The organism is Polaromonas glacialis (assembly GCF_000709345.1).
Lineage (GTDB): Bacteria > Pseudomonadota > Gammaproteobacteria > Burkholderiales > Burkholderiaceae_C > Polaromonas > Polaromonas glacialis.
On the sequence record NZ_KL448323.1, the window covers coordinates 160,886 to 178,334 of the forward strand.

The window sequence follows — 17,449 nt, forward strand, 5'->3', positions numbered from 1 at the left end:
GCCGGAAGTCACCAGGTTAAGACCCCATCGTCTAGAGGCCTAGGACACTACCCTTTCACGGTAGGTACCGGGGTTCGAATCCCCGTAGGGTCGCCAAATTTCCTCACCGCAAGGTGAAGGGACAAAGCACAAGTCTGTCAGGCACTTGGCTCGCAAGAGCAAACGCCAGGCTACCAGGAGTGGTAGTTCAGTTGGTTAGAATACCGGCCTGTCACGCCGGGGGTCGCGGGTTCGAGTCCCGTCCGCTCCGCCAGATTGAAGCCCTTGCAATTCATTGAGTTACAAGGGCTTTCCTCTTAGATCGCTTTGCGGTTTAAAAAGTTTTTTGAAGTTTTGTTGCAAGCCGTTAAAAGCCTGCGCCGGAAGTCACCAGGTTAAGACCCCATCGTCTAGAGGCCTAGGACACTACCCTTTCACGGTAGGTACCGGGGTTCGAATCCCCGTAGGGTCGCCAAATTTCCTCACCGCAAGGTGAAGGGACAAAGCACAAGTCTGTCAGGCACTTGGCTCGCAAGAGCAAACGCCAGGCTACCAGGAGTGGTAGTTCAGTTGGTTAGAATACCGGCCTGTCACGCCGGGGGTCGCGGGTTCGAGTCCCGTCCGCTCCGCCAGTCATAAAAAGCCGTTGCAAACGATTGTCTGCAACGGCTTTTTCATGGGCTGATGCGCAGGGATCAAACCGGCTTTTTCTCCTTCGCCGGCCGCCCACGGGGACGCTTTACCGCGACTGACGCGGTTTTTGACATTGCCGGTGAAGGCTTCTTCACCCTGGTTTCAGTTGCCGCGACTTTTCGGGTTGCCGCTTTTTTCGCAACCGCTGTTTTTGCCGCCAAGGGCGCTTTTTGGGGCGCTGCGTTTGCTTTCGTGACTGGCTTGGGAACGTCAGCCATCTCAAGGCCGAACACATCGGCCAGCAGCGCGTCGTCGAGCACCTTTGCGGGCGCCACGCGCTTGCTGGAGGGCTGCAGGCCCGCCTGCGCCTGCTGGACCAGATCCTTGGCATCGACCCGGCGCAAGCTGAAAATAATGTCCGGCTGCTGGTCGAGCCGCGCGCCTATGCCGTAGAGCACGGCGGCGACATGCTTGCACATGCCGGCCCAGTCCGGGCAGCTGCACTCGAATGAAATTTCTTTCGGCGACGGGAAAAGCCCGCTGCCCGGTTTGCAGATGCGTTCCATCACGGCGTTGGACAGCTTGCCCTGCAGCAACTCGACCAGCGAAGCAATCGACCCCGAGCAATCGGCGCAGATGGTTTTCCATTGCTTTTCCGGCACTTGCGTCACGCTGGCGGTCACGGTGTACAGGCTGGAGCCCATCACCTGCGCCCGCACCTCGCCCGGCGTGATCTGCAAATCAATCACCGAACCGTTGCGCACATAGGTGCGGCCGCGCGGCAGCCGGCTGGCATAGTCGCTGTAGCGCTCCAGGTTGTCGCACCAGGCCTTGCCCCAGAAAGTCTTGGCGATGGCGCCGCGAAAAGGCGCGATGGACGTCAGGGTGGCGCCGGATTTCTTGGCCTTGGCGGCAGCCTCTTCGGCTTTTTCGCGCCGCTCTGCGGCGGATACATAAGGTGGCCATCCTCCAAAATAACCCATGGTGGAACTCCTTTTTATGGTCAATTTTCCTGCGCGGCATGAATGTCGAGCCTGACCAGATCAAGCAGTTCGCGGTCGCTCATCTCGGTCAGCAGCAGTTCGGCGCCGCCCTCCAGCACATCCTGGACCAGTTGCTGCTTCGATTCAATCAGCTGGTCGATGCGGTCTTCGACCGTTCCCCGGCAGATGAATTTGTGCACCAGCACGTTGCGCTGCTGGCCGATGCGAAAGGCGCGGTCGGTGGCCTGGTTTTCCACTGCCGGATTCCACCAGCGGTCAAAGTGGATCACATGCGAGGCCGCCGTCAGGTTCAGGCCGGCGCCGCCCGCCTTGAGCGACAGCACGAAAAACGGCGTCTGCTCATCCTCCTGGAAGCGCCTGACCAGCTCGCGGCGTTTGGCCACCGGCGTGCCGCCATGCAGCACCAGGCCTTCGCGGCCGAAGATGCTGCCCAGGAAAGCCGCCAGCGGCTCGGTGGTTTCGCGGAACTGGGTGAACACCAGCACCTTTTCCTGCTTGGCGGCGATCACCTCGACCAGTTCGCGCAGGCGGGCGAACTTGCCGCTGTCGGGCGCTTTCCAGGCGCCGTCGCCCAGCCATTGCGACGGGTGGTTGCAGATCTGCTTGAAGCGCATCAAAAAGGAGAGCACCACGCCCTTGCGGCCAATGCCTTCGGCGTCTTCCAGCGCATCGGCCAGCTCTTGCACTGCGCGCTGGTAGAGCGCCGCCTGGGTGGGGCTCAGGTGGCACCAGGCCTTGAGCTCGGTCTTGTCGGGCAGGTCGCTGATGACCCGCTTGTCGGTCTTCAGGCGGCGCAGGATGTAGGGCTGCACCAGCGCGCGCAGCGGGCCGAAATGCCCGGCCTTGGCCAGCCGCTTCGTGAACTTTCCAAACACCTTGTCCGAGCCCAGCAGGCCGGGGTGGGTGAAATCGAAGATCGACCACAAATCGGACAGGCGGTTTTCCACCGGCGTTCCGGTCAGCGCGATGCGCGACTGCGCGTGCAGCTTCTTGACCTGCCGGGTCTGCTTGGCGCCGGGGTTCTTGATGGCCTGCGCTTCGTCGATGACGGCCAGTCGCCAGTCAAAATCGGCCAGCACCGGCTGGCGCAGCAGCGAGCCGTAGCTGGTGATGACCAGATCGACGCCGGCCAGCCGCGCCGCATCGAGTGAGCGGAATTCGGCGGCTGGCATGGCCGACGGATGGGCGATCAGCAGGCGCAGTCCGGGCGCAAAGCGCTCGGCCTCGGCGGCCCAGTTCGCCAGCAGCGAAGCCGGCGCCACCAGCAGGCTGGACTGAGGGGCGACGGCCTGGCTTTCGCGCTTGAGCACCAGCAGCAGCGACAGCACCTGGATCGTCTTGCCCAGGCCCATGTCGTCGGCCAGGCAGGCGCCGAGACCGAGCCGGGTCAGCAGGTAGAGCCAGCGCACGCCGGCCTGCTGGTAGGGCCGCAGGGTGGCCTTGAGTTCCGGCCCCGGATCGATTTGCGCCAGGCCCTCGGGCTTGCGCAGCCCGGCCAGTGTCTCGGCCAGCCATGGGCCGGCGGCCAGTTCCGACCAGTCGGCGTCCAGCGGCTCGCCGCCTTCGTCGAGCGAAGCGCCGGCCAGCAGCCGCATGGCCTCGGCAAAGGGCAGGCCGTTTTCGGCGAATGCCTCAATCGCCTTGAAGCGCTCCAGCAGGCGGCCGATGGCTTTTTGATCCACCTCGACCCAGCGCCCTCGAATGAACTGCAGGCCATCGCCGCGCTGGAGCAGTGCCTCGATTTCGGCGTCGCTCAGGTCCTCGCCGTCCAGGCAGACCTGCATGCTGAAGTCCAGCAGCGCATCCTGGCCCAGCAGCGACGGCGGGCGCGTGCCGACACTGGCCTTGACCACCGGGCGCAGCGGCTTGCCCGTTTTCCAGACCTTCGGCGTTCGCACGATGATGCCGGCGGCCTCCAGTTGCGGCAGGTCGGACAGGAAGCGCAAGGCCTGCGGCGGGGTCCAGCGCAGCGGGTGGTAGATGTCGCCGGCGTCCACCATGCCCTGCAGCCAGCCGCAGTGTTCCGCCGCGCGCTGCACCGGCAGCAGCAGCGACAGCAGCTGCGCCCGGCTCCGGCCATCCGAAAATTCCGCCAGCGCTTGCGACAGCGGCTGGTGCTGCGCGGTGCCGTGGGCCGACAGGCGCGCGGTGTAGGTCGCCAGGAAGGCGAATGGCGCTTCCTCGTCCTTGCGGTTTTCCGCCAGGTTGAAATGCACGCGGCCGACCAGGTTCCAGGCCGGGTGGCGCGATTTGAGGAAGGCCTGCAGCGAAACCCCAGCCGCTGCCAGTTCCTGGTGCAGCGCGCCATCCATCTCGTTCCACAACGCGACCAGCCTTTCGGGGGTCACGTACTCGGCGCCGGTCATGGGCGGCAGGTCGGCGACCAGGGTTTCGAAATCTGCGGCATCGGGCGTGGCCAGCGCGATCTCGCCGTTCTCGGGCACGGTACACAGGGCGGTCGCATAGCGCGTTGCCACGGCGCGCCACCAGGCCCAGGCCGGCGGCAGGGCCTGGCCAATGTGCCTGGTTCCCAGCAGCAGCAGGCCATGTCCGCTGCCCAGCGCAAAAGCAGAGTGCAGTTCCTGGCTGACGTGCGGCGCCAGTGGCGGCGCATCGTCCTGCGGTGTGGCCAGCAGGTGGCCCCTGGGCGTCAATTGCGGCGCGAGGTGACCGGAGACGGTGGCAATTTCCATTTTTCAATCGATTCATTTGCGCCAGCCAAGGCGCGGCTGCCTGGCAGGGGAAAAGGGTTGTTTTGTCGGTTTGCGCGTCAGGCTTGATTCGATTTTTCGCGCAGGATGTCATGGCGCAGCGACTGCACCTCCTGGCGCAGCTGGCGGATTTCGCGCATCAGTTCGTGCTCCATCTGGCGCTCCTCGCCTTCCTCGACATCTTTCTCGACAAAAATCGCCGCCAGCGACGCCGTGGCCAGCGACAGCACAGCCAGGCCCAGCAGCACCACGATGACGGCAAACGCGCGCGACGCATGCGTGCTGGGCACCACGTCGCCATAACCCACCGTAGCCGCCGTGGTGAACGCCAGCCACAGGCCTTCGGCCATCGTGTGTACGCCCGGGTCCAGCATCCAGAAGCCAAAGCCGCCCAGCAGCAGGATCACACCGCACAAGACCAGCGAATAAATAACGCCCTGGCGGGCGATATGGACTTTTCTGGGGTATTTCTTGAACGACATGGGCGGCCTGGGTCTGGCGAATGGGAATACCGATTATTGACCGCGCCGGCTGGGCCGCACAATGGCGCCATGCGTCACCATCTTTCTGAAACCTCCGGCCCGCAGCGGCTGATATATGGACTGCTGGCCGGCCTGGCGAGCGCCGCGCTGCCGCTGCCGCTGGTCTGGCAGTTTCGCGGATTGCTGGGCTGGAGCGTCGGCGTGGCGGTGTACCTGGCGCTGGCCTGGTGGCTGTGCGAGCGCTTCGATGCCCAGCGAACCCGCGAGCGCGCGCAGGCGCAGGACGAACCCAGCGTGGTGCTGTTTTTTCTCATGCTGCTGGCCAGCATGGCTTGCGTGGCCGCCATCGTCGTCGTGATGCAGCAGGGCAAGGACTATTCGGGCACCGAACGCTCGATGCATATTGCCCTGTCGGTGGTGGCGCTGATCGCCTCCTGGCTGTTCATCCAGACCATCTTTGCGTTTCGCTATGCCCACCGCTATTACCAGGAAGCCCGGCGCAACGAGCCCGGCGGTCCGGGCCTGCAGTTTCCAGGCGGGCTGGACCCGGATTATTTCGATTTTTTGTACTACGCCCATGTGGTCGGCATGACCTCGCAGGTGTCCGATGTGCAGGTCACCTCGCGCGAGATGCGCCGGCTCACGCTGGTCCACAGCGTGCTGTCGTTCGGCTTCAACATGCTGGTGCTGGCGCTCAGCATCAACGTGGTGGCCGGCGCCCTGCAGTAGCGCCGGGCGGCGTTAGCGCTGGCGCCCGGGCTGGAGCAGGCCGGTGGCCAGCGCGGTTCCGCAGACGATGACCGCTGCGCAGCCGACCATCCACGGCGTGACCGACTCGCCCAGAAATAGCACGCCGTAGAGCACCGCGAACACCGGCACCACGAAGGTCACCGACAGCGCGCGCTGCGGGCCGGCGTTTTCAATCAGCCTGAAAAACACGATGTAGGCGATGCCGGTGCAGACCACACCGACGGCCAGCAGCGCCAGCCAGGCCGATGCGCCCGGCATGCGCGCCGGCCACAGCCACAGCGCGGGCAGGGCCAGGCCCAGCGTGGCGCCAAGCTGGCTGCCGGCGGCCGTGACCAGCGGCGGCAGGCCGGAAAGGTAGCGCTTGGTGTAGCTGGCCGAAATGCCATAGCAGATGCAGGCCAGCAGGCAGGCCAGCACCGCCCAGCCCGGCGCCATGCCCGAGGCGGTGGGCTTGAAGCTGGCCTGGTCCCAAGCCAGCAGCGCGACGCCGGCAAAGCCGATGGCCAGCCCCGCGATGCGCCAGGCGGTCAGCCGGTCCTTGAGCCAGAGCCAGGCGATCAGCGCGCCGAACATCGGCACCGTGGCGTTCAGGATCGACGCCAGCCCGGTGCTGATGGACAGCAGCGCAAAGGCAATGAAGGCAAACGGAATGCCCGAGTTGAGCAGGCCGACGAGGAAGGTGCGCCGCCAGTGCTTGCGCAGTTCCGGCAGCAGGCCGCGAAGCCACACCAGCGGCAGCAGGAACAGCGCCGCAATAGCCACGCGAACGGCGGCGGTCGGCAGCGCGCCGAATTCGACCGCGCCCATGCGCATGAACAGGAAGGACGAGCCCCAGATGGCGGCCAGCAGCAGGAAGTCGGTGACCCAGCTTTTGGAACTGGCCGTTGCAACACCTGCGGCGGCGGGCGCGCCCAGCGCGGAAGGCCGGGCACTCAAAGCAGGCTCTCGGCCAATGCGCCTTCGAGCCGGAGCAGGGCGGTCTTGCGGTCCAGTCCGCCTGCGTAGCCGGTCAGCGCGCCGCTTGAGCCCGTCACCCGGTGGCAGGGCACGATGATGCTGACGGGGTTGCGCCCGATGGCGCCGCCCACGGCGCGCACCGCCGACGGCTTGCCGATGCGCCGGCTGACTTCGCCGTAGCTGGTGACTTCGCCCTGGGGAATGGCCAGCAGCGCCTGCCACACCGATTGCTGGAAAGCCGTGCCGCAACTCAGGTCCAGCGGCAGCTCGAACCGGCTGCGCCGGCCGGCGAAATACTCGCCGAGTTGCTGGGTGGCCTGTTTCAGTATCGGGTGATCGGCGTCTTCGGGCCAGGCTGCCGGACCGGTGAGTTCTTTTGGCAGATAGCGCTGGTTGTCAGTAAACCATAGCCCGGCCAGCCCCTTGTCGGTGGCCGCGATGGCGATGGGGCCGAGCGGGCTGGGAACGGTGGTTTGAACGATGGAGGTGGTGAATTTCATGGTGGTCTCCTGAAGTGTCGCCGGATTGTCGAAGTCTCTGTGATCCGGGGGTATGGTCGATTTTTTCAAGCGTTTTAAGGGGTTTGCGCATACGGGTCATGCGCAGGCAGCTATTATTTAAATAGCAATTTCGCCATTTCCAGGGGTTGCGGCGTGACCGGCGCGGTGTCCAGCAGGCCGCTCCAGGCGCGTATGACGGCATAACTGCGCCAGGGTTTCCAGCCAGTGGATGCCAGTTCGGCCTGCCGGGCCGGATTTTTCAGCGCCTGCACGCCCAGCGCCTTTTGCAAGGCCACGTCGCCCGACGGAAATGCGTCGGGCCAGCGCAGCGCGCGCATGGCGATGTACTGCGCTGTCCAGTCGCCGATGCCGGGCAGTTCCTTCAGCTGGGCAATCGTTGCGTTGACATCGGCGCTAGCGTGCAACTTCAGGCGCTTGTCGGCGACGGCCCGGGCGATGCCGACAATGGCGGCCTGGCGCTGCTTCACGATGCCAAGCTGGCCCAGCGCGTCGCCACTGGCGGCGGCCAGCACGGCGGGCGCCGGAAATAGCCGGGTCAGTTGCGGCCACGGGGTTTGGATCGGCGCGCCGAAGCGGTCCACCATGCGCTGCGCCAGCGTTCGCGCCGCTGCCACCGTTATCTGCTGGCCCAGCACCGCCCGCACGGCCAGCTCATAGCCATCGAGCCCGCCGGGCACCCGCAAGCCATCGCCGCCCGGAAAGCTGGCGTGCAGCACGCTGTTGATCGCCGCCGGGTCAGCGTCCAGGTCGAACATCGCGCGTACCCGGCGGATCACCAGCGGCAGCACGCCCAGCAGCGAGTCGCTGACCTGCAGCACCAGCTGGCAGCGCGCCTCGTCAAACCGGGCCAGCAGCCAGCCGGCATGCGTTTTACCGCCGGATTCGATGCCAAATGTCCTTCCTGCGCACGACTGGCCTGCATCAGAAGCTACAAATTCGATAGCGTTTATGCTTCGCTTGCCGATGAACGCCAGCATCGCCGCCACGTCATAAGGCGGCCGGTAGCCGAGCCGCAGCGTGATGCCGTCGCCTGCGGGCCGCGCGCCCTGGCGGCGCAGTTGCGTCGGGTTCAGGTGGTAGTGCTGGGCGAACGCGGCATTGAAGCGGCGCACGCTGGCAAAGCCGCTCGTCAAGGCGACTAGCGTGACCGGCATATCGGTGTCGGTCAGCAATTGCTTGGCCATGAGCAGCCGGCGCGTCTGCAGGTATTGCAGCGGCGTGACGCCGAACTGCGCCTCGAAAATGCGCCGCACATGGCGGTCGCTGATGCCGAGTCGCGCAGCCAGCCTTTCAACCGAGGGTGCGCAATCAGTCCAGCTGTCGGGCTCATCGAGCAACCGTGCCGCCTGGTGCGCCAGGATGTACGAGGCATCCTGGATCGACCAGGCCACCGAATGCGGCGCCATCTCGGGCCGGCAGCGCAGGCAGGGGCGGAAACCGGCGCTTTCGGCCTGCGCCGCATGGCCGAAGAAACGGCAGTTCTTGCGCAGCGGCGTCCTGACGCTGCACACCGGCCGGCAATAGATGCCGGTGGACGTCACGCCGGTGAAGAAACGGCCGTCAAAGCGCGCGTCCTTCGCCTTCAGCGCGAGGTAGCAGTCGTCGTCGGCCAGCAGGGCGGTTTTCGTTGTCATGCGCCAATGATACGGCGCGCACGGGATGGCTACTGGCCGTTTCCGGACCTGTCAAACGCGGCCCGTTCCGCGTCGCACCCGCGTTATTCGCGCCGGTACAGCGCGCCAAACCGCGCCAGCTGTTCGGCATGCGCGGGCTGCACCTGGTCCCAGCCAAAGCGCCATTCCCAGTGGCCTTCGCCCTGGCCGGGCAGGTTCATGCGGTGCTCGGCGCCCAGGCCGAGCACGTCCTGCAGCGGGTGGATGGCCGTGTCGGCGACGCTGGCGCAGGCGGCGCGGATCAGCTGCCAGTGGATGTCGTGGCCGTCGCTGCTGCCCAGGTAGTCGAGCACCCGCTGGCGCAGCGCGGGCGTGGCCTCGGCCCACCAGCCTTGCGTGGTGTTGTTGTCATGGGTGCCGGTGTAGACGACGGTGTTGCTGTCGTAGTTGTGCGGCAGGTAGGCGTTGGTGTTGTCGCCATCCTCACCAAAGGCGAACTGCAGGATGCGCATGCCGGGCAGGCTGAATTCATGGCGCAATGCGTCCACGTCGGGCGTGATGACGCCCAGGTCTTCGGCAATGATGGGCAGCTCGCCGAGCGCCGCTTCGATGGCCTGGAACAGCGCCGCGCCGGGGCCGGGCAGCCAGCGCCCCCGGATGGCGTTGGGTTCGCTGGCCGGGATTTCCCAGTAGCCGGCAAAGCCCCGGAAATGGTCGATGCGAACAATGTCCACCAGCTCGAAGATGCGCCGCACGCGCTCGATCCACCAGGCATGGCCTTCGGCCGCATGGGCGCTCCAGCGGTACAGCGGATTGCCCCATCGCTGGCCGGTGGCGCTGAAGAAATCGGGCGGCACGCCGGCGATGACCGTCGCCCGGCCATCGGCATCGAGTTCGAACAGTTCGGGGCGCGCCCAAACCTCGGCGCTCTGGTAGGCGATGAAGATGGGTGCGTCGCCGACGATCTTGACGCCTCGCTCGTTGGCGTAAGCGCGCAGATTTTTCCATTGCCGGTAAAAGCACCACTGGCCGAATTTCCAGAAGGCGATGCGTTCGGCATGCGCGCTGCCCGCCTGCTGCAAGGCCTGTGCGTCGCGCCGGGCCAGCGGCGCGGGCCAGTCGCACCAGTCGCGCCCAGCGTGGATTTCAGCCAGCGTCATGAACAGCGCGTAGTCCTCCAGCCAGCCGGCGTGGTGCAGGCAGAAGTCCGCGTAGTCCACCTGGTCGGCGGCGCTGATGCTGCGGGCAAAGCGGGCGGCGGCCTGTTGCAGCCGCGCCATGCGCCAGGGCACGACGGCGCCGAAGTACACGCGGGCATCGCTGAAGCCGGCGTCCGGCAGCAGGTCGGCATCAATCAGCCAGCCGCGCTGCTGCAACTCGGCCAGGTCGATCAGCAGCAGGTTGCCGGCAAACGCCGAACTGCTCATGTAGGGCGAGTTGCCGGGGCCGATGCCGCCCAGTGGCAGGATCTGCCAGAGCCGTTGTTTCGCCGTGGCCAGCCAGTCCACGAAGTGATAGGCGGCCGGTCCGAGGTCGCCGCAGCCGTGCGGGCCGGGCAGGGAAGTCGGGTGCAGCAGCACGCCGCTGGCGCGGGGAAAGGTCATGGGGGTGGTCCCTTAAAAAATGCTGGCGGCACATTCGTCGCTCGCCGTGGCCAGCAAGCGGTTTTCAAGCATCAAACAGGTCGCTTGCGCACGTCGGGTCTGCGCAAGCAGCTATGAATTCAGTAGCAAATTCAATCGTCAGTCTGCGGATTCACTGAAGGCTGTGATGGAAGTCCAAAGGGATTTTTTCTAGCAACGCAGCTCGGTGCCGGCGGCGACCAGCAGCACCAGGCTGTGCGCGGCCAGCGCAAAGGGCGCCTCGCCCTGTCCCTGCCAGCGCGTCAGGCCGCGCGGATGGCTGGTGTCCAGCACCGCCTGCCAGACGCCGGCGGGCAGCAGCACGTCATGGGCTTCAACCTCCGGGTTCACCAGCAGCAGCAGCGGCGCCTTGGCCCGGCCCGGCTGGCCGATCAGGCAGCCGAGCAGCCGCTGGTCCGGATTGCCCCAGTCGTCGTCCTCCAGCGGTTCGCCGCTGGCCTGCCGCCAGTGCAGGTCGTGCAGGCCAAGCGTGTCGCTCAGCCCGCTGTACCAGTGGTTGCCAAACGGCAGCAGCTGGCGGCGCAGCGACAGCACCCAGGCGGTGAAGTCGATCAGGTCGTCGTCGGCCTGCGCCCAGTCGATCCAGGTGATCTCGTTGTCCTGGCAATAGGGGTTGTTGTTGCCTTGCTGGCTGTGGCCGAGTTCGTCGCCGGCGCACAGCATCGGCGTGCCCTGGGCCAGCAGCGTGGTGGCCAGCAGGGCGCGCTGCATGCGGCCACGCAGTTCGTTGATGTTTTCGTCGTCGGTCGGGCCTTCGGCGCCGCAGTTGTTGCTCAGGTTGTTGCCGTGGCCGTCGCGGTTGTCCTCGCCGTTGGCCTCGTTGTGGCGCTCGTTGTGGCTGACCAGATCAAGGAGGGTGAAGCCGTCGTGCGACACCAGGTAGTTCACCGAGGTGCTTGGTGCCCGACCGCTGCCCTGGTACAGATCAGCCGAGCCGCACAGGCGCCGGGCGAAGTCGCCGAGCGAGGTGGCCTGCTCGCCCGGCTGCAGCCAGAAGCTGCGCATGCCGTCGCGGAAATGGTCGTTCCACTCCAGCCAGCCTTTGGCAAAACCGCCAACCTGGTAGCCGCCGGGGCCGATGTCCCACGGCTCGGCAATCATCTTGACCCGCGACAGCACCGGATCCTGCGCCACGGCGGTGAAAAACGCGCCATCGCGCTCGAAGCCTTCGCTGCCCCGGCCCAGCACCGGTGCCAGGTCGAAGCGGAAACCATCGACATGCATGCTTTGGACCCAGTAGCGCAGGCTGTCCATCACCAGTTGCAGCACCCGGGGCTGGCGGATGTCCAGCGTGTTGCCGCAGCCGCTGTGGTTCTCGAAGGCGGCGGGCGACTCGGGCGGATGGCGGTAGTAGCTGGCGTTGTCCAGGCCGCGAAAGCTGATGGACGGGCCGCCGCCGTCGGCCTCGGCCGTGTGGTTGTACACCACGTCGAGAATGACTTCCAGGCCCTCGGCATGCAGCGCCTTGACCATGCTGCGAAATTCGTCGTGCGGGTTGACGCCGCCCTGCTGCGACGCCAGCCGGACGCTGGGCGCAAAGAAGGCCAGCGAGTTGTAGCCCCAGTAATTGCTCAAGCCCATGCCGGCCAGCCGCTCTTCGTCCAGCGCGTAATGCACCGGCAACAGGCTGATGCTGGTGATGCCCAGGCGCTTGAGGTGCGCCAGCGACGCCGGATCGGCCAGGCCGGCATAACTGCCGCGCAGCGCTTCGGGTACCGCCGGGTTGCGCCTGGAAAAGCCCTTGACGTGGGCCTCGTACAGCACCGTGTCGGGCAACGACACGCCGGGCGGCTGGTCGCCTGACCAGTCGAAGCTGTCCTCTTGCACCACCCGCGCTTTCAGCGCCCATTGCGCGTTGTCGCGGCTGTCCATGGCGGGCGGCTGCTCGGGCGGTGTATCCGGCGCGCTGGGGTGGACATAGGGAAAGTTTTTATCGCGCCATTCGAAAGTGCCCACCACTTCGCGGGCATAGGGGTCGAGCAGCAGCTTGTTCGGATTGAAATAGTGGCCGTGTTCGGGTTGCCAGTCGCCCTGCGCCCGCAGGCCGTAGATCAGGCCCGGCGCGGCATTCGGCAGGTAGCCGTGCCAGATGTCGTCGGTGTGGCCGGGCAGGGGTTCGCAGCGCGTTTGCAGCGTACCGGCCTCGTCGAACAGGCACAGCTCGATGGCCGAGGCATGGGCTGAAAAGACAGCGAAATTCACGCCCTGGCCGTCCCAGTGGGCGCCCAGCGGCCAGGGCTTGCCGGGCAAAAGTTGGTCAATCGTGTTCATGCTGTCCATTCCAGAAAAACCGTCGCCAGCGGCGGCAACGTCAGCACGATGGAGTGCGGCTGGCCGTGCCAGGGCAGCGGCTCTGCCGTCGCGGCGCCCAGCGGCGTTCCCAGGTTGCTGCCGCCGTAATGCGCCGAGTCGGTGTTGAGCCGCTCGCGGTATTCGCCGGGCTGCGGCACGCCGATGCGGTAGGCCGTCTGCGCCGTGGGGGTGAAGTTGCAGACCACCAGCAGGAAGCGCCGCGCATCCAGGCCGCGCCGCACGAAGCCGAGCACCGAATGCGCCGCATCCTGATGGTCCATCCATTCAAAACCGGCGGGAACGAAGTCGAGCTGATAGAGCGCCGGCGTGGCCCGGTACAACTGGTTCAGGTCGCGTACCAGTTGCTGCACGCCCACATGCCGTTCATCGTCCAGCAGGTGCCAGTCCAGGCTGCGGTCATGGTTCCATTCACGCATCTGCGCAAACTCGCAGCCCATGAACAGCAGCTTCTTGCCGGGGTGGCCGAACATGAAGCCCAGGTAGGCGCGCACGTTGGCGAACTGCTGCCAGGGGTTGCCGGGCATCTTGCCCAGCAGCGAGCCCTTGCCATGCACCACTTCGTCATGCGAGATCGGCAGCACGAAGTTCTCGCTGAAGGCATAGGCCATGCCAAAGGTCATCTCGTTCTGGTGATGCTGGCGATGCACCGGGTCGCGCGCCATGTACTGCAGGGTGTCGTGCATCCAGCCCATGTTCCATTTGTAGTGAAAGCCCAGGCCACCGGAAAAAGTCGGGCGCGACACGGCCGGAAACGAGGTGGACTCTTCTGCCATGGTGACGGCTTGCGGCCGCTCGATGCCGATCACCTCGTTCATGCGCTTCAGGAAGGCGATGGTTTCCAGGTTTTCGCGTCCGCCGTGCTGGTTGGGAATCCATTCGCCGGGCTTGCGGCTGTAGTCGCGGTAGAGCATCGACGCCACGGCATCGACGCGCAGGCCGTCGACGCCGAAGCGCTCCAGCCAGTACAGCGCATTGCCGATCAGGAAGTTGCGCACCTCGGTGCGGCCCAGGTTGTAGATCAGCGTGTTCCAGTCGTTGTGGAAGCCTTCGCGCGGGTCGGCGTATTCGTACAGCGGCGTGCCGTCGAAATTGCCCAGCCCGTGGGCATCGGTCGGAAAGTGCGCCGGCACCCAGTCGAGCAGCACGCCGAGGCCCGCCGCATGGCAGCTTGCAACAAAGCGCGTCAAGCCCTCGGCATCGCCGAAACGCGAGGTCGGCGCGTACAGGCCAACCGGCTGGTAACCCCAGGAGCCGTCGAACGGATGCTCGCTGACCGGCAGCAGCTCCAGGTGGGTAAAGCCCATGTCCAGGGCGTAAGGCACCAGCTGCGCGGCCAGCTCGTCCCAGGTCAGCCAGCGCTGCAGGCCGCTGGCCGGGTCGTCGATGCGCCGCCAGGAACCGAGGTGGACTTCGTAGATGCTCAGGGGCGCATCCAGCGCGTTGGCCTGCTGGCGCGCGCTGGACGCGGGCTGGCGCGCCGGCATGCCGGCCACGATGCTGGCCGTGGCGGGGCGCAGTTCGGCTTGGCGCGCATACGGGTCGGCGCGGGCCGGCAGCACCTGGCCGTCGGCCGCCAGGATTTCAAACTTGTACCGGGCGCCCATTTCCACGCCGGGCAAAAAGATTTCCCAGACGCCGCACTCGCGCCGCAGGCGCATCGGGTGGCGCCGGCCGTCCCAGAAATTAAAATCGCCCACCACGCTGACGCGGGCCGCATTGGGCGCCCATACGGCAAAACTGGTGCCATCCACGCCGTCCAGGCTGCGCTGGTTGGCGCCCAGGATTTCATAGGGCCGCAAATGCGTGCCTTCGCCGAGCAGCCAGATATCCATGTCGCCCAGCACCGGTCCGAAGCGGTAGGGGTCTTCAAGCACGGCGGTCTGGTAGTTGTCCCACTGCACCTGCAGGCAGTAGGCCCCCAGGGCCGGCTGCGCCAGCAGGCCTTCGAAAAATCCGTCGGGATGCAGCGGTTCCAGCGTGCCGATGGGGTGGCCCGAATCGGCGTCGAGCACCTCCACCCGCCGGGCGCCCGGCAAAAAAGCGCGGATCGCCACGCCGCCATCATCCGCATGCGGCCCCAGCACCGAGAACGGGTCGCCGTGGCGGGCGCTGCAAATCAGTTCTATCTCTTGCGGGTTCAGCATGGAATAGTCCTTGGGGTGGTTAAACCGTCATTCCCGCCTTCGCGGGAATGACGCAGGGATGCGCGCAGGGAAAAGCGCGCTCAGTGCGCGGCGGGTTCGATGTTCCAGATCTGGCGGGCGTATTCCCTTATCGTCCGGTCGGACGAGAACACGCCCATGCCCGCCACGTTGGCAATGGCCCGCTCGCACCACTGCGCCGGCTGGCGGTACAACGCATCGACCCGCAACTGTGTGGCCACATACGCCTCGTAATCGGCCAGCAGCAGGTAATGGTCGCCGCCCCACAGCAGCGAATCGACCAGCGCGCGGTAGAGCCCCGGCTCCTTCGGGCTGAACTGGCCGCCGGCAATCGCGTCCAGCACGCTTTTGAGTGCCGGCAGGCTCTCGTAGTAGCGCATCGGCTGGTAGCCGCTTTGCCGCAGCGCATGCACCTCGGGCGTTTTCAGGCCGAAGATGAAGATGTTCTCGTCGCCCACGTTCTGCCGGATCTCGATGTTGGCGCCGTCGTCGGTGCCGATGGTCAGCGCGCCGTTGAGCGCCAGCTTCATGTTGCCGGTGCCCGAGGCTTCGGTGCCGGCGGTGGAAATCTGCTCGGACAGGTCGGCGCCCGGCATGATGACCTCGGCCACCGACACGCCGTAGTTGGGAACGAACACCAGCTTGAGCTTGCCGCCGATGCGCTTGTCCTGGTTGATGACGCTGCCGACATCGTGGATCAGCCGGATGATGGACTTGGCCGTGTGGTAGCTCGATGCCGCCTTGCCGGCAAAGATGACGGTGCGCGGCACCCAGTCGGCGCCGGGGTTCGCCAATATCGCCTGGTAGCGCGTCACCACATGCAGCAGGTTGAGCAATTGGCGCTTGTACTCATGGATGCGCTTGACCTGCACGTCGAACAGACTGTCGGGGCTGACCGTGACGCCCGTCGTCTTTTCGATATAAGCCGCCAGCCGCGCCTTGTTGGCGCGCTTGATCGCCATGAACTGGCCCTGGAACTCGGCGTCGCCCCGGTATTCGTCCAGCCGCTTGAGCTGGTCCAGGTCCAGCCGCCAGCGCCGGCCCAGCGTGTCGTCGAGCAGACCGGCCAGTTGCGGGTTGGCCTGCGCCAGCCAGCGCCGGGGCGTGACGCCGTTGGTCATGTTGGTGAAGCGCTCGGGCCACAGGTCGGCGAAGTCGGCAAAGATGGTCTGCACCAGCAAATCCGAATGCAGCGCCGACACGCCGTTGACCTTGTGGCTGCCGACCACCGACAGATGGGCCATGCGCACGCGGCGCTCGCCGTGTTCGTCGATCAGCGACAGCCGCGCCAAAAATGCGTTGTCGCCCGGCCGGTGGCGCGCGGCCATTTCCAGGAATTCCTTGTTGATGCGGAAAATGATTTCCAGGTGGCGCGGCAGCACATGCTGTATCAAGGCGACCGGCCAGGTTTCCAGCGCCTCGGGCATCAGGGTGTGGTTGGTGTACGAGAAGGTCTTGCCGCACAGCGCCCAGGCGTCAGCCCACGGCATCTGGTGTTCGTCGCACAGCAGACGCATCAGCTCGGCCACGCCGATGGCCGGATGGGTGTCGTTCAGGTGAATCGCGACCTGTTCGGCCAGGTTGCCAAGGGTCGGGTGCTCGTCCAGGTGGCGTTTCACCAAATCCTGTATCGACGCGGCAACAAAAAAATACTCTTGTTTCAGTCGCAACTCGCGTCCGGCCGGCGTGCTGTCGTTGGGGTAGAGCACCCAGGAGATGTTCTCGAACTCGTTCTTGGCCGTCGCCGCCCGGGCATAGTCGCCGGTGTTGAAGGCGCTCAGGTCGATGTGCGCGGGCGCCACGGCTTTCCACAGGCGCAGCGTGCTGACCAGCGGCGTGCCATGGCCGGGCACCACCATGTCGTAGGCCTTGGCGGCGACTTCGCCTGCGTGGCGCCAGACGGGCGTACCGTTCAGGTGCTCGACCCAGCCGCCAAAACGCACCGGGTAGCTGATGCCGGCGCGCGGAAATTCCCACGGCGTGCCGTCCTGCAGCCACGGGTCGGGGTATTCGACCTGCGAGCCATCCTGGATTTCCTGCGCGAACATGCCGTATTCATAGCGGATGCCGTAGCCGAACGAGGGCAGGCCGAGCGTCGCCATCGAGTCGAGAAAGCATGCCGCCAGCCGGCCCAGGCCGCCGTTGCCCAGGGCGGCGTCGGCCTCGCGGTCAGCCACGTCTTCCAGGGTCTGGGCATGCAGGATCAAGCCCTGCGCCGCGCCGCTGGTCAGGTTAAGCGCGGCCAGCGCGTTCGACAGCGTGCGGCCCATCAGGAATTCCATCGACAGGTAGACCACCCGGCGCGCCTTGGCCGCGCGTTGCAGCGCCTGGGTTTCAACCCAGCGCTGCGACAGCTGCTCGCGCGCCACCTGGGCGACGGCCTGCATCAGGTCGGTGGGCGTGGCGTCCTCGGAGGCCACGCCGACGGTACACAGCAAATGCGCTTCGATTTGCGCCGCCAGGGCATGCCTGGCGATGGGGGGGCTTGAGTTCACGGCGGTATCCTTAGAGGTGCAGCAGACAGTCAGGGCTACCAGCAAGGAGCGGGCCATCTGCCATATTTTGCTGATTCTCGCATGCGAAAAAAGACGCAGGCAGCCCTTGAACCGACCGGCGGTAACGCCACCGGTGGCATCTGCTCAAAGGCGCCGTTTGCGGTATTAAGATGGTGGCGCCCTTCA

General features: G+C 65.9%; 11 protein-coding genes and 4 tRNA genes. 5 read left to right on the forward strand and 10 right to left on the reverse strand.

Annotated elements, in window-relative coordinates; translation table 11 throughout:
- The first annotated feature begins 20 nt into the window (after positions 1 to 20).
- The 4 genes from EC86_RS0101100 to EC86_RS0101115 all read left to right on the forward strand — a co-directional run bounded on the left by EC86_RS0101100 (position 21) and on the right by EC86_RS0101115 (position 611).
- Positions 21 to 96 (forward strand) — tRNA-Glu (locus EC86_RS0101100).
- Between the two features lie 80 nt (positions 97 to 176).
- Positions 177 to 253: transfer RNA gene (locus tag EC86_RS0101105), tRNA-Asp, on the forward strand.
- A 125-nt stretch (positions 254 to 378) separates the two neighbouring features.
- Positions 379 to 454: transfer RNA gene (locus tag EC86_RS0101110), tRNA-Glu, on the forward strand.
- 80 nt (positions 455 to 534) lie between these two features.
- Positions 535 to 611 (forward strand) — tRNA-Asp (locus EC86_RS0101115).
- Positions 612 to 674: 63 nt separating this feature from the next.
- Here EC86_RS0101115 and EC86_RS0101120 read toward each other — a convergent pair.
- The 3 genes from EC86_RS0101120 to EC86_RS0101130 all read right to left on the reverse strand — a co-directional run bounded on the left by EC86_RS0101120 (position 675) and on the right by EC86_RS0101130 (position 4,809).
- Positions 675 to 1,595 (reverse strand): SWIM zinc finger family protein, encoded by a 921-nt coding sequence (locus EC86_RS0101120; RefSeq protein WP_036771694.1) that lies wholly within the window; start codon positions 1,593 to 1,595, stop codon positions 675 to 677.
- A gap of 20 nt (positions 1,596 to 1,615) precedes the next feature.
- Complete coding sequence (locus EC86_RS0101125) at positions 1,616 to 4,309, reverse strand: DEAD/DEAH box helicase (RefSeq protein WP_029523876.1); 2,694 nt, start codon at positions 4,307 to 4,309, stop codon at positions 1,616 to 1,618.
- A 77-nt stretch (positions 4,310 to 4,386) separates the two neighbouring features.
- The gene (locus tag EC86_RS0101130; protein ID WP_029523877.1) at positions 4,387 to 4,809 is read right to left on the reverse strand and encodes a potassium channel family protein; all 423 of its coding nucleotides are present in this window, start codon (positions 4,807 to 4,809) and stop codon (positions 4,387 to 4,389) included.
- A gap of 69 nt (positions 4,810 to 4,878) precedes the next feature.
- Between EC86_RS0101130 and EC86_RS0101135 the strand changes: the two genes are divergently transcribed.
- Complete coding sequence (locus tag EC86_RS0101135; protein ID WP_029523878.1) at positions 4,879 to 5,538, forward strand: DUF1345 domain-containing protein; 660 nt, start codon at positions 4,879 to 4,881, stop codon at positions 5,536 to 5,538.
- Positions 5,539 to 5,550: 12 nt separating this feature from the next.
- On the opposite strand, the gene EC86_RS0101140 is transcribed toward EC86_RS0101135, so the two are convergent.
- From EC86_RS0101140 to EC86_RS0101175, 7 genes are all read right to left on the reverse strand, one after another.
- On the reverse strand, positions 5,551 to 6,474 hold the full coding sequence (locus EC86_RS0101140; protein WP_029523879.1) for a DMT family transporter: 924 nt from the start codon (positions 6,472 to 6,474) through the stop codon (positions 5,551 to 5,553).
- A 17-nt stretch (positions 6,475 to 6,491) separates the two neighbouring features.
- Positions 6,492 to 7,016 carry a methylated-DNA--[protein]-cysteine S-methyltransferase gene (locus EC86_RS0101145; protein ID WP_029523880.1) on the reverse strand — a complete coding sequence of 175 codons (525 nt, stop codon included), beginning with the start codon at positions 7,014 to 7,016 and terminating at the stop codon, positions 6,492 to 6,494.
- 113 nt (positions 7,017 to 7,129) lie between these two features.
- Positions 7,130 to 8,671, reverse strand: a complete 1,542-nt coding sequence (locus tag EC86_RS0101150; protein ID WP_029523881.1) for a DNA-3-methyladenine glycosylase 2 family protein — start codon at positions 8,669 to 8,671, stop codon at positions 7,130 to 7,132.
- Between the two features lie 83 nt (positions 8,672 to 8,754).
- Complete coding sequence (gene malQ, locus EC86_RS0101155) at positions 8,755 to 10,254, reverse strand: 4-alpha-glucanotransferase (protein ID WP_029523882.1); 1,500 nt, start codon at positions 10,252 to 10,254, stop codon at positions 8,755 to 8,757.
- A 189-nt stretch (positions 10,255 to 10,443) separates the two neighbouring features.
- Positions 10,444 to 12,564 (reverse strand): glycogen debranching protein GlgX, encoded by a 2,121-nt coding sequence (gene glgX, locus EC86_RS0101165; RefSeq protein ID WP_029523883.1) that lies wholly within the window; start codon positions 12,562 to 12,564, stop codon positions 10,444 to 10,446.
- Positions 12,561 to 14,750 carry a 1,4-alpha-glucan branching protein GlgB gene (glgB, locus tag EC86_RS0101170; protein WP_029523884.1) on the reverse strand — a complete coding sequence of 730 codons (2,190 nt, stop codon included), beginning with the start codon at positions 14,748 to 14,750 and terminating at the stop codon, positions 12,561 to 12,563. Before glgB ends, glgX begins: the two co-directional genes overlap by 4 nt.
- 80 nt (positions 14,751 to 14,830) lie before the next feature.
- The gene (locus tag EC86_RS0101175; RefSeq protein ID WP_408633858.1) at positions 14,831 to 17,320 is read right to left on the reverse strand and encodes a glycogen/starch/alpha-glucan phosphorylase; all 2,490 of its coding nucleotides are present in this window, start codon (positions 17,318 to 17,320) and stop codon (positions 14,831 to 14,833) included.
- Positions 17,321 to 17,449: the final 129 nt, after the last annotated feature.